The following is a 12,961-nucleotide window of genomic DNA, read 5'->3' as shown; positions in this document are numbered from 1 at the left end:
AAATGAATTCCATGCATACTAAACATGTAAGCAATTAATCTGCTTTTGTGAAAAAGAGTAATGATCAGAGGAGGGGCAGCTGTGGGAATACACATAGACATTCAATCAGCTCCAGAGAAAGTAAGTCCGTGGTACATCGATAAGCGGATTTTCGGCAAGTTTTTTGAAACGAATGGCAGAGATACGTACCCAGGTATTATTGATGATTGCGTAGCTAACGGATCGTTTGAACATTGGTTCTCCAAGCGGAAGAAGGATGGCACGAATTTACCATGGACCATGCGCACTGAGATTATGTACAGAGACGTCGAGCCGACAACGGGGTTAGCTTACCCGTGGGAGCCTGTCGGTGATGTAACTGATGCCTTCGAGCAATTGCAAGGCGGTGTACATGGCAAACAAGGTTGGAAGACGTTCCAGCGGATCAAGCTCGGAGAGGGTACGATGAGCAGAGGCATTGCTCAACGCATTACGCTTGCCGATGAGCGAACGCTGACCTACCGATTGCAATTGTACGGCCGGGCAACGGGTTCGATAACTCACCTGCAAGTAGCGATTGAAGATAAAACTGGTGAATTACGCAGTGACAGCAGGATTCAGTTGACGCAAGAGTGGAACCGCTATGAGGTTGAGTTGACGTTGGATCGTGTAAGTTCGTCACGTTATGAAGCTTCACCTTTTGGCGAATACAAGCTATTGATCATTGCTAATACAGAAGAAGCTAGCTTCGTTGATCTGGATTGGGTGATGCTGATGTCAGGAGATGCTGTTGAAGGCTTGTATAATCCAACGACAATTGCGTTATTAAAGCGCTATCATGTCACTTCGATTCGGTGGGGTGGGAATTATGCGAATGAATACAATTGGAAGGATGGCATTGGACCTTGGCTGCATCGACCTGTTCGAGATAATCAGAATTGKGGCGGGTTGGAACCTAATTATTTCGGGACGAACGAATTTTTACGCTTCTGCCAATTGATCGAGGCAGAGCCTTTCATGAATATTGGCTTCAGTTATGATCTACCACCTGAATTAGCAGCAGAATGGGTGGAATACGTGAATGGCGATGCTTCGACGCCAATGGGACGGCTGCGCGCAGAGCACGGTTATCCAGAACCGTGGGGAGTGAAGCTATGGCAAGTTGGGAATGAGAGCTATGGTGATTATCAGTTCGGCTATACCAACTCGATTGATTTCGCGAAGAGGATCCAAACTTACTATACGAAAATGAAAGAAGTGGACCCAAGCATTACCATTATAATCGCTGGGCAGGATCCCATGTATGTAGACTTCTCCGAAATTCCAGGCCAACCACCGATCTGGAACAAACGATTGTTTGCGCTTGCAGGAAAGGATTATGTGGATGGGCTTGATATTCATCAATACACGCGAGGAATAAGGGACGAAGGCTTGCGTAAGGATTGGTTAGTGAGCAATGAAGCAGATCCAAGCTTTTATAATCAAGTTTTAGTAGCGTATCCTTCCCAATATGAGGTACTTATTCAAGAGTTGAAAGAGCTCGCAGGCGGATATGGCATTGAACCATTGGCTCTTGAAATTGGTGAATGGAATTTGGAACCGGAAACGGATGCTAATTGGCCCAAAGCCGAGTACGAAACGATGGCTCATGCGTGCTATGTTGCCGCCATGCTCAATACGTTTATTCGCCAAGGGGATAGCGTTAAATATGCGTACCAACGAGATAACACCCTGTATTATCGGGCGTATCCTGTCGATATGAGACCCGTTAATCCTGGCAACGATACGTCCAGATTTTATGCAGAGCCGTTTATGCGAACGGAGACAAAGTGGCGTAGCTTTGAACTTCAAACAGAAGGTACGACGTTTGACATACCTCAAACGTGGGTAAGGATCAGACCTATGGCGGGGATCGCCCATGTGGATGCAGCGGCAATCCTATCAGAAGACAACGCTGAAATGATTCTCTTTGTCGTCAACCGAGATTTGAAGAAAGCCCATAAGGTGGAGTTGCAGGGAGGATGGGATGGCGATCATGCCAATTCATCTGTTCTGCTGCAATACAGTGATTCACCGTTTATGCGACATACCGATTGGTATGAGCAGCGAGGGTATCATCTGGTTGAGACTCAGCTTATACGCGAAGAAGGCAATACGGTATCTTTACTTTTACCAGCAGGCTCAGTAGCAAGGATTACATTCCGATTAGCACACAAATCAGAGGGGGATTTGAAGTGAAAAAAACAGTTGTAGTAAGCCTTACGCTAATGCTCTCTGTAAGCAGCCTTGCCGCATGTTCAACAGATAAGGGGACGACGAATTCCGCTGCGAGCGCTACACCAGTAGCTACATCCGCAAATCTTGATGATGGCAAAGAGCTCATGAACATTTCGTTAATGCTTCCGCAATATGCTGAGATTGGCCCATCAAGCGACTCACCGCTAGTGAAAAAGTTGAATGAGAAGCTGAACATTAAGCTGGATATCCAGTGGATTCCCGGTGCGAGTTACAACGATAAAATTAGTGTTTTGGCGGCTTCAAACAGCTTACCAGATGTATATCGCATTGCCACCGAGGATTACATGAAATGGCGAGACAAAGGTGTATTTCTGGATGTGAAACCTTTTCTTAGCGGGTATCCCAATTTAACTAAACAACTCCCCGAAAGTGCATGGGCAGAACTTAACAATAAGAACTCGTATTTCGGAATTCCCTATTATAGTATTCCCCACCTGTTCTCTATGTCGATCCGAAAGGATTGGCTAGATAAATTAAACCTGAAGATGCCTGAAACAATTGGCCAATTCTATGAAGTAGCGAAAGCATTTGCCACCAAAGATCCCGATGGGAACGGCAAAGCAGATACAACAGGTTTCTCTGTACTTGTGAATTCCAATGGTACCTTTGGAAATGCTGCTCCGCTCATGGGGGCCTTCGGACTTGCCAATGAATGGGCCTTAAAAGATGGGAAGTTAGTGGCTATGCAGGCGCAAACAGATGAACTCAAGGGCTTCATCGGTTTCCTGCGGAAAGCTTATGCAGAAGGAGTGCTCGATAAGAACTTCCTGGTTATGAAATCGGCAGATGCCAGAAATAAGCTCTGGAACGGCCAATCGGGTATTCACCTTGTGAACCCGAACGAAGTGATTCGTCTAGATATTCCTAATATCAAGAAGAATGCTCCGCAAGCAGAGCTTGTCCAATTGATGCCTCCAGCAGGTCCAACGGGAATTCGCGCGACGCAAACAGACGGCATGGGTCAAGTCAAAGTTGTTATTAATAAAAATACAGATCCGAAGAAGCAACAGCGGATTCTCAAATTACTCGATTACATGCTTTCCGATGAAGGCTATGATCTATTGAAAGAAGGCGTAGAAGGTATTGATTATAAGAAAAATGCCGATGGCACGTTTACGAAGCTAGAAACGAAGGAAACAGGGAGTTTGTTCTCCATTAATTTCTTCCGACGCGCGGATAAAGCGATTCAGCTTCACAAATATAATGACCAAACTTATGTGAAACAAGTGGAACAATGGCTGAACAATAACGATAAATACGACTGGCCGAATGTGGGCTTAGGTTTGGCTGCAGAAACTGAGGCCTATAAGAAAATTAATCTCACGACCATGAACACGAAGTGGATGTCTTCGATGTCTCGTGTCATTGCAGGCGATGCACCTCTTGAAGAGATTGACAAAGCCGTGAGTGAGTGGTTAAAAAGCGGAGGTGAACAATTAACATCAGAGATTAACGAAATCTATAAGCAACGTAAGTAAGCAGATGTCACCGTGACAGGCGTATCTTAGGGAAGAGCGCCTGGTCACGTTGCTCGTTTACCTCATCCTCATTCTTAAAGGAGATGTTATGATGAAGATTCGTTCAAGCATCATAAGTTTGGTATTGATTGGTTTGATCGCGTTTTCACAGTCATTCATTATGCCTGTTCCTGCGCAAGCAGCGAATTCTACTGCGACGATCAAATCACCAGCGAGACGACGACCGCGATTGGCTTAAGCTGGGTACCAACTAGAACGGAAACCTATCATGAGTATTTTGAAGACGGTGCAGCGGATAACTGGTCACAAAATAAAGGAAGCTGGTTGGTCTTTACCGATACAAGCCGAGGGGCTAATTTCTATCAATCACCACTTGCGACGACGGGATTAACCATATTCAGCAACAGTGCAACCGGCAACTATGAGGGTGAAACAAGTGTTGAGCAGGTTGCAATGGCTTCGGGGAAATCTGCCTATGCCTATGGTGTCGTTGCACGTTATGTGGATGTTAACAACTATTACAAATTTGTTTATAACATCAACGAGGATAAATTTAAGTTAGTGAAGGTACAGAACGGTATAGAAACTGTGCTTATTAGTAAAACGACCCAGCAAGTAATGACCGATAGTAAAGTCACATCGTTGGATATATCCAAATTGTTGATGTCGATCCGGGTAGATGGCAGTACAATTGTGTGTTCCCTAAATCAAATTGGACCCATGTTTACAGTAACGGATAGCACATTTACAAGTGGCAAGTTCGGCCTCTATTCCCTAAATGTGCAGGCCAATTATAATTGGGCACGCATTTATCGGAATAATGCGGATAGTTACACCGTGTATCGCAGCACCCAGCCGCATACGAATTTCACTGCTATCCAAAGTGGACTTACAGGTACGACGTATACGGACACGGGCTTGACTTCCGGAACTACTTATTACTATCGGATTACCGCGCAGAACAGTGCCGGATCCAGTTATCACTACTCGAACACACTTCGCAAAAATTAATCCCTAACATGCCTTGAAAAATAATTCTTTCACGAAAGGGGAACTCCATAAGTGCTTACGACGAGCAAAAGCAATCATAACGCCTATCTCATGGGCTATTTTCGATCAGGTCCGGGGCAAACCCACAAAGTTGAAGAGTTACATTACGCTTATAGCAGAGATGGATTGCACTGGTATGAATTGAATGAGAATAAACCGGTATGGGCGTCTAATGTTGGCGAAGGAATTTTAAGAGATCCCTTTATTGGAAGAGGGCCTGATGGGAAGTGGCACCTCGTCTATACAATTCGTCCGAAGGGGCCATGCATCGGATATGCAACGTCAGACGATCTCATTCATTGGACAGATGAGAGGGCACTTCCTGTTATGAAGGATATTCCGGATACGGTGAATAGCTGGGCTCCTGAGTTTTCTTATGATCCTATCCATGACCAATTCTTGATCTATTGGGCATCTAGCACAGGTCAAGATTTGAGTAACAGCAAGCATTACTGTTCACGTACAAAGGATTGGCAGACGTTCTGTCCCACTACCTTGTTCTACGATCCAGGTTTTCAGACGATCGATGCGAGCCTGGCCGAACATGAAGGTAAGTATTATATGGCCATTAAGGATGAAAGTCATGTATATGAGCCAACCAAATATCCGCATCCACCGATGAACTTTTTGGCAGTATCTAATCAACTAGAGGGACCCTATGAAATTATTCCTGGTATCCAAACGCCAGATTATACAGAAGGTCCGGAATTTCTATGGGTTGATCGTGTGAAGAAATGGCGACTGTACTATGACTACTGGGCCTATGGTAAATTCGGAGTCATGGAATCCTCCGATATGAAAACTTGGTCTGCTGAACTATCAGAAAGTCTGATTCGGTTTCCTTACCGTGCTCGACATGCAACGATGTTTCCCCTTAGTGAAATAGAACTTCAACAGCTTATCGAGAAATATGCGTTATCCGTACATTACCCAACACCGACCTACTCACCGGTTCGTATTGCTGCAGAAGGGACGGAGGGTTTCTTACACGAAGGCTTCGCTATGCGGTCTGTGACAATGCATTTCCGTGCAACTTCTAGAATGGGAACTCAGGTCTTATTCGATGAAGGTGATAGCAAGAATGGTCTTTCACTACGCATCAAGGATGGTTTATTGGAGGCCGTTGTCTGTTCGAAAGGAACGAGACTCAAGATTTCTGGTGAACAGGCGTTACTACCTCTGGAAGAGTGGATTCAGACGGCAGTTACTTACGTAGAAGGTAAGTTATGTTTATATTTGAATAGGACTTGTGTGGCGGAAGGTCACGCGGACATCGGCTGGGTCAACATTCATGATACTGCCGGCGGGTATGGTGGACGATTTGGGAAAGATGCGTTTGGTGATGACGACGGCAAAGCCGCATTCCAAGGGTGTATAAAAAATGTGCGGATTTACTCAGTGCCACTGCAGCCGGAGGATTTGAGGCACAGGTAGATTGGATGGAAAGGAGCTAAGCGACAACACGCTTAGCTCCTTCTTTAGCATCAGGTATGACAAAGGGAAAACCCTCTACATGTCGAATTACAGAGCTATGACAACTCAAATGGAGAGATCCGAGAAGGTATTGACTTTATTAAAGGTGAGGTGGCTGCATGTTTGCACAGTACGAGGACTCCGAACGATTAGATAAAATGGAAGGATTGGTAGAAGCTTATTCGCCCTACCAGGATTTTCGGTTATATCCTTCTTCGGTTACACCAGGAATTCAACTCGGAATGAATGTGATCAGGCCTGAGAAGCCAGGTTTACTGCTTATTCAACTGCACGGCTGGCATATGAGTATGCCGAAGCCGCAACGGAGGGATACCCCGAATGAAAGCCCGTATTTGATTGTACAAGTGGATATGCGTGGGCGTGCCTTCTCCCAAGGCAGCGCAGATTGTAATGGGCTTGAGCTGATTGATATCTATGATGCTGTCCAATTCGTTCGTCAAGCATACAAGGACTGGCTGTTCGCAGAAGAGCCTGTTTACTTGGAAGGCGGAAGTGGCGGCGGCGGTAATGTGCTTGCCACCGTAGCCAAATTTCCTGATCTATTTGCAGCTGCATCAGCGTTGTATGGGATGTCGGATTACGCTGTTTGGTATGAACAAGATCAAGTCGGGGAATTTCGCGACGAGATGGATGTCTGGATTGGCTGCACGCCGCAAGAAGATATGGAGCGTTACCAAGCTCGAAGTGGCTTGCACTTGGCTATGAATGTGCACACTCCACTCTACATTACGCATGGCGATGGGGATATTCGCGTCCCTGTCACTCACTCACGTAATTATGTAAATGAGATGGAGCAACTGAAMAAAAATCAGCTTGTTCGTTATGATGAGCTTGCAGGTGTCGGGGATCAAGGACATCTAGCCCATATTCGACCCGAACAGTCACTCCGAGTGGAACAGGAATCCGAGCGTAATCGGCTCGACCATCCGACACCGATTCAGCTACCGTTACAGGGCAAGCTTCTCGTAGGCGGGTATGTGTACACGAAGTACTTCAAGCTTCAACTTGACTCTGTGAATCATCTCGCTGAACTGACGTATGACGTTGAGAGGCGAAGTGTTCAATTAACGGCTTTAGCAGAGTATACGTATCATCTTGAATGGGCCGATGGGACGGTTATGAGCGGATGCTGTGCGCAACGTGTAAACGAATAACTGGCCTATAGACGGAGAAACACTATTTTACAGTTTTCATCAAGCGTTCCCTGCTCAATGTAGCCGGGATTTTTTTATGCATATTTAGTCGGGAGAGTAGGGGGAACGCTCCAGTGGATCGCGGTACTGAGAAAGGGAACCACGTTCCGTATCTTCGGCATGGTGCAAGGACGGGGGCAGTCCAAATAAGAGGACATCAGAACTGATATTGAAGATTTCGGCTCATTTTGCAGTGTTCTTGCAAGGGGATTTCACATCGATTCGAAGTAAACGACGCAAATTGAAATATACACCGACGCTTAACTAGCGTACTGTTCAGGTAGATACCACTCTTCCACAATCGACTACTCGTACTAGGGGAAGTGGCGTTCAATTTACGATGTTAATCGGAGGTAGGTTGTTGACATGAAGAAACTCAAAGTTGGGGTCATCGGGCTTGGAGAAGTTGCTCAAATTATTCATTTGCCGATCCTAGAATCACTAAGCGAATGTTATGAAATAGCTGCGATCTGTGATATATCTCCCCGTTTAGTGCAGTGGGCAGGATCTCGATATGGTGTCCACCAGCAGTATACAGATGCATTGGAGCTCGTTAAGCAGTCTGATCTTGATGCTGTTTTTATCCTAAATAGCAACGAGTATCATACGGCATGTGCGATTGCTGCAATCGGGCAGAAGAAACATGTGTTTATTGAAAAACCGATGACGATGACTCAGCAAGAAGCTGATGCCATCATAGAAGCACGAGATGAACATGGTGTGAAGGTCATGGTCGGCTATATGCGCCGCTATGCACCGGCATTTACACAGGCTGTCCAGGATGTCAGAGACATGGGACGCATTCAATATGCGGTTATTCGCGGCATAATTGGGATGAATCATTTTTTTACAAATCAAACGAGCTCCGTGCATCGCTTTACAGACATTCCGGCTGAAGCGGCGATCGAACGCAAAACCATCCACCAAAGATTGATGAGGCAAGCGATTGGTGATGTTCCGCAGGAGATCTATAATGCCTATTCGTTGCTGCTTGGCTTAGGTTCACATGATATTTCAGCAATGCGCGAGCTTATTGGTGTCCCGAATCGCGTCGTTTCCGCTGTGCAATGGCAAGGGGGTTCGAGTATGGCAGCTACTTTCGAATACGATGGCTTCTACGCGACGTATGAAACGGGGCTTGATCAGAACCGACGTTTCGATGCCCATATCGAGGTGTTCGGATCCACGAAACAGTTGAAAATACAGTACAATACACCTTATATCCGGCATTTGCCGACGACCTTGCATGTAGGTGAAACAGTAGGAGAAGCTTACGAGGAGCGTGTCCATCGGCCAACGTTTAAAGATCCTTACACCATCGAAATGGAAATTTTCCATGAATCCATCACGCAGGATAAGAGTCTGAAGACGACACCGGAAGACTATAAGCAGGATTTGACGATTTTCAAAATGATGGTCGATCAAATGCTGATCACCTATAAGCCGCAATAGAGGGAGGATCATGAGACGAATGGCGGCCATCGTGAAKGGGAAAAGGAGTTAGCATACTATTCAGGCAGAGATCGCGTTGGATTTGGCAATCATCAATGCCCACTGGGACAATAAGTTGGAACGGCTCGKAAAACTATGAAGCGTGCAAAAGTGCAAAAGTGCAACCTTTCTCATCGATTTACCCTCCCGATATGAAATGCTTGTGAAAGTGCAACAATTTCTGCAGACATGTATCAAATTGGCACTTTTCCATCTAAAAGGTTGGCCTATTTGCATGCATTCATCCGATAGAGCCTTTTTCTATGAAAATAAGTGTACTTTAGCATCTTTGACCACTTGGGAATACGATTCAGACAATCGAGCGATTGTTAGTCTGGTTTTCACCGCGAGAGCAGGTGGTGCAAACGATAGTTGTCTTAGCTCCCAAACTCATCATTGACTTCAAACGAAGAATGTGCGACCATAATCTAAACGTTTAGAATTTGTTGGGGTGTGAGTGAATGAAAGCTACCATCAAGGATGTAGCCAGAGAGGCGAAGGTATCTACTGCCACGGTTTCTTTCGTCGTCAATGGGATCGACAAGGTGAAGAAGAATACGAAAGAACGCGTTCTGCTAGCTATTCAGAAATTGAATTATGTCCCAGACCAAGCAGCACGAACGATGATCAAGAAGAAGACAAAGACGGTCGGCTTAATCGTACCGCTTCTTACGAACGAGTATTGGGCTGAGCTTGCTGAACAAATTCAAGAAGAACTTATTCTTCGGGGATATACGTTAATGATTTGCACGGCCGGGATGAAGTCGGCAGAGCTTACGATCAACTCGCTGTTGGAAAGAAACGTGGATGGGGTTATTCTAAGTGGGCGAATCGCCAGTGTTCCTGATGATCATTATATTCAGATGTTTATGGAGCGTAGGATTCCGCTTGTTTCGATTGGTCAGATCCATAAGGAGGTCACCTCCGTGTGGGGAGATAATTTGAACAGCTCCAGAGAGGTAGTTGAACATCTTATTCAACAAGGCCACACGAAAATTGCCTACATCGGTTCTATATCTACCGGAATTGGTCGCGAGCTGGGCTATCGGAATGCGTTAGCTATCGCAGAAATACCAGTCGATGAAACACTTGTAAGAAACGGCAAATCCGAGGATGTACACAATTTCAGTCAGTATGGCTATCATACAATGAAGCAGCTCGTTGCGGAGAAGTGCGAATTCACGGCTTTATTCKGTGCGAATGATCTAATTGCCATTGGTGCGATCAAAGCGTTGCAGGAGTCAGGACTTCGCGTTCCGCAAGACGTTGCTGTCGCAGGATTTGATGATATTGCTATGGCTGCGCTCTATAGTCCATCTATAACGACAGTCAAGCAACCGATTGGTGAGATGGCAGGCTCAGTGGTTGCGGCACTCATTGAACAAATTGAACAGCCCGACGGACAATCCATGGTAAGAAAAATTAGATTCCCGATGACAGTGGTCGTTCGCGAAAGCTCCATCTCCCCAAAAGGCGGATACAAGACCTAATTGTATCGCTTTCAATTTAAAATCTAAACGTTTAGATTTGATCGTTGAAAATCCCATCATCCCTAAGGAGAGTTATCTATGACTATGAAAACATTAAATGTTGGCATTATCGGTCTTGGAGAAGTCGCGCAAGTGATTCATTTACCCGTACTAGAAACGCTTCCTAAGCAGTTCCGCATCGCAGCTTTATGCGATATTTCGCCAAAGCTAGTAGCGCATTTAGGTGACAAATATAACGTGGAACACCTATACACAGATGCTGCCGAGCTAGTCAAGCAACCGGATCTGGATATCGTTTTCGTGTTGAATAGTGATGAATACCATGCGGAATGTGCGATTGCAGCAGCGAATCATAAGAAGCATGTGTTGATCGAGAAGCCGATGTGTTTGACGGAGAGCGAAGCTGACGCCATTATTGAAGCCCAACAACGCAATGGGGTGAAAATCATGGTTGGCTATATGCGCAGATACGCGGCTTCTTTCGTGGAAGCGGTAAAGCAAATTGGTGGCTTTGAGCATATCCAATATGCAAGAGTAAGGGATATCATTGGACCGAATCGCCTATTTGTTAAGCCAACCAGTCATGTCGTTTCCTTTGATGATATTCCGGAAGCGTTGAAGGCGGATAAGCGTCATAGAAGTGAAAAATTAGTGAAAGAAGCGACGGGGGTAGACGCGGACTCGCCTAATGGTCAGTTATATCGTCTACTGTGCGGCTTATCTAGCCATGATCTTTCCGCTATGCGTGAAGCGCTTGGTATGCCGAGGAGGATCGTTGGTGCAAAAGTAACGAACAATGGCAGTTTATTTTTGACGGCAATCTTCGATTATGATCAATTTGCAGTAACGTTCGAAACGGGGACCGACGCTCAGGGACGCTTCGATGCTCACTTGGAAGTGTATGCGACGCATAAATCAGTCCGTGTTCAATACGATACACCGTATATTCGCCATCTTCCGACGAAGCTCCATGTGCATGAAACGGTTGGCGAAGCCTATATAGAATCTGTGATTCGTCCTACTTGGACAGACTCGTATACCTTAGAGCTGCAATACCTGTACGACGTCATCACGCAGGACTTAACACCGAAGACGACCCCAGAAGACTCTAAGCAAGATCTTATCATTTTCAAAATGATTCTGGATGCGCTATCACGCAATGAAATCTAAACGTTTAGATTTTGAGGTGTTACCTGCTGAAAGGAGGTACATATGCGTAAAATTACTGTAGGCATTATTGGAACAGGATTTATCGGACCTGCTCATATCGAAGCGATAAGAAGGCTGGGATTCGTAGAAGTTGTGGCTATCGCGGAATCTAATCTCGCTTCAGCCGAGAAGAAAGCTTATCGGTTAGGCATTCCAAAAGCATATGGAGATTATCGAGAACTGCTACAGGATCCGGACATTGAKGTTGTCCACAACTGCACGCCTAATTATCTTCATTTTCAAATTAATAAGGAGGCGATCTTAGCTGGCAAACATATTTTGTCTGAGAAGCCCCTGGCGATCTCAAGTGTAGAGTCTGCAGAGCTAGTGGCTCTAGCGAAATCCAAGGGTATTGTTCATGGCGTCAATTTCAATTATAGACAATTCCCAATTCTCCGGCAGCTTGCCTCTATGATTCAAAGGGATGATCTKGGGCATATTCATCTTATACATGGCAGTTATCTACAGGACTGGTTGCTCTATGAAACGGACTATAATTGGCGACTTGCTCCGGAAATTGGCGGTGCATCTAGAGCTATTGCAGATATTGGCTCTCACTGGTGCGATACCATTCAATACGTCACAGGTAAAAAAGTGGTTGAAGTATTTGCCGATTTGGCAACGGTTATTCCGATCAGGAAAAAACCGATTCACCAAGTAACGACATATTCTCAAGGGGGCGTAGCGCTCGACTACGAGGATGTCGTGATTGTAACGGAAGACTATGCATCTGTACTACTTCGCTTTGATGATGGCGCCAAAGGAGTCTTTTCCGTTTCACAAGTGAGTGCGGGAAGAAAGAATAAGCTTAGTTTTGAACTTAATGGCAGCAAAAAGTCTGCATGTTGGAACCAAGAAGAAGCCGAAAAGTTATGGATCGGCCATCGAGACCAAGCGAATGAAGTGCTATTGGCAGACCCAGCCCTCTTTTTACAAGAAGCACGTTCAACGATCCATCATCCTGGGGGCCATAACGAAGGCTGGCCAGACACGATCAAGCATATGATGCTACACTTCTATTCTTTCCTTAGGGAAGGGAAAGACCCACTAACAGAGCAGGCTAACTTTGCGACTTTTGAGGATGGGCACCGCTCGATGTTGATTACGGAAGCCATATTGGATAGTTATACGAAGGAGCAATGGGTGAAAGTAAAGATGACTATGGGATGACATAAGGGGATGTAACGTTTCGTGCAGCCTGACGGTAAATCGTAGCAATCGGAGCAACATCCGTTTGTCTCCTAGCCGGTCTAGAGTGCCAATACGTCCAAGCGAGTTC

10 protein-coding genes are annotated in these 12,961 nt (G+C 45.6%); all 10 read left to right on the top strand.

Features of this window, described 5'->3' with window-relative positions:
* Positions 1–81: 81 nt before the first annotated feature.
* Positions 82–2,217 carry a hypothetical protein gene (locus tag AC1DLM_RS18980; protein WP_477570843.1) on the top strand — a complete coding sequence of 712 codons (2,136 nt, stop codon included), beginning with the start codon at positions 82–84 and terminating at the stop codon, positions 2,215–2,217.
* Complete coding sequence (locus tag AC1DLM_RS18975; protein WP_477570842.1) at positions 2,214–3,755, top strand: extracellular solute-binding protein; 1,542 nt, start codon at positions 2,214–2,216, stop codon at positions 3,753–3,755. Before AC1DLM_RS18980 ends, AC1DLM_RS18975 begins: the two co-directional genes overlap by 4 nt.
* Before the next feature lie 88 nt (positions 3,756–3,843).
* Positions 3,844–3,993, top strand: coding sequence for a hypothetical protein (locus tag AC1DLM_RS18970; RefSeq protein ID WP_477570841.1), 150 nt, complete (start codon positions 3,844–3,846; stop codon positions 3,991–3,993).
* Positions 3,994–4,079: 86 nt separating this feature from the next.
* Positions 4,080–4,766, top strand: a complete 687-nt coding sequence (locus AC1DLM_RS18965) for a hypothetical protein (RefSeq protein WP_477570840.1) — start codon at positions 4,080–4,082, stop codon at positions 4,764–4,766.
* A 51-nt stretch (positions 4,767–4,817) separates the two neighbouring features.
* Entirely contained in the window at positions 4,818–6,239 is a 1,422-nt protein-coding gene (locus tag AC1DLM_RS18960; RefSeq protein WP_477570839.1) for a LamG-like jellyroll fold domain-containing protein, read from the top strand.
* 158 nt (positions 6,240–6,397) lie between these two features.
* Complete coding sequence (locus AC1DLM_RS18955; protein WP_477570838.1) at positions 6,398–7,453, top strand: alpha/beta hydrolase family protein; 1,056 nt, start codon at positions 6,398–6,400, stop codon at positions 7,451–7,453.
* Positions 7,454–7,858: 405 nt separating this feature from the next.
* The gene (locus tag AC1DLM_RS18950; protein WP_441987209.1) at positions 7,859–8,944 is read left to right on the top strand and encodes a Gfo/Idh/MocA family protein; all 1,086 of its coding nucleotides are present in this window, start codon (positions 7,859–7,861) and stop codon (positions 8,942–8,944) included.
* Between the two features lie 500 nt (positions 8,945–9,444).
* Entirely contained in the window at positions 9,445–10,473 is a 1,029-nt protein-coding gene (locus AC1DLM_RS18945; RefSeq protein WP_477570837.1) for a LacI family DNA-binding transcriptional regulator, read from the top strand.
* Between the two features lie 78 nt (positions 10,474–10,551).
* Complete coding sequence (locus AC1DLM_RS18940; protein ID WP_477570836.1) at positions 10,552–11,643, top strand: Gfo/Idh/MocA family protein; 1,092 nt, start codon at positions 10,552–10,554, stop codon at positions 11,641–11,643.
* 42 nt (positions 11,644–11,685) lie between these two features.
* Positions 11,686–12,852: a Gfo/Idh/MocA family protein gene (locus tag AC1DLM_RS18935; RefSeq protein WP_477570835.1), complete on the top strand. Its 1,167-nt coding sequence runs from the start codon at positions 11,686–11,688 to the stop codon at positions 12,850–12,852.
* The last annotated feature ends 109 nt before the right edge of the window (positions 12,853–12,961 follow it).

Source organism: Paenibacillus sp. 01T442 (assembly GCF_056398345.1).
The sequence above is the reverse complement of the archived record's forward strand: the minus strand, read 5'-3'. Positions and strand labels throughout refer to the sequence as shown.

What these genes read in the sequence shown, in the direction of transcription:
- AC1DLM_RS18970 (WP_477570841.1), top strand. Translation starts at nt 3,844, where the DNA reads ATGATGAAGATTCGTTCAAGCATCATAAGTTTGGTATTGATTGGTTTG.
- AC1DLM_RS18950 (WP_441987209.1), top strand. Translation starts at nt 7,859, where the DNA reads ATGAAGAAACTCAAAGTTGGGGTCATCGGGCTTGGAGAAGTTGCTCAA.
- AC1DLM_RS18940 (WP_477570836.1), top strand. Translation starts at nt 10,552, where the DNA reads ATGACTATGAAAACATTAAATGTTGGCATTATCGGTCTTGGAGAAGTC.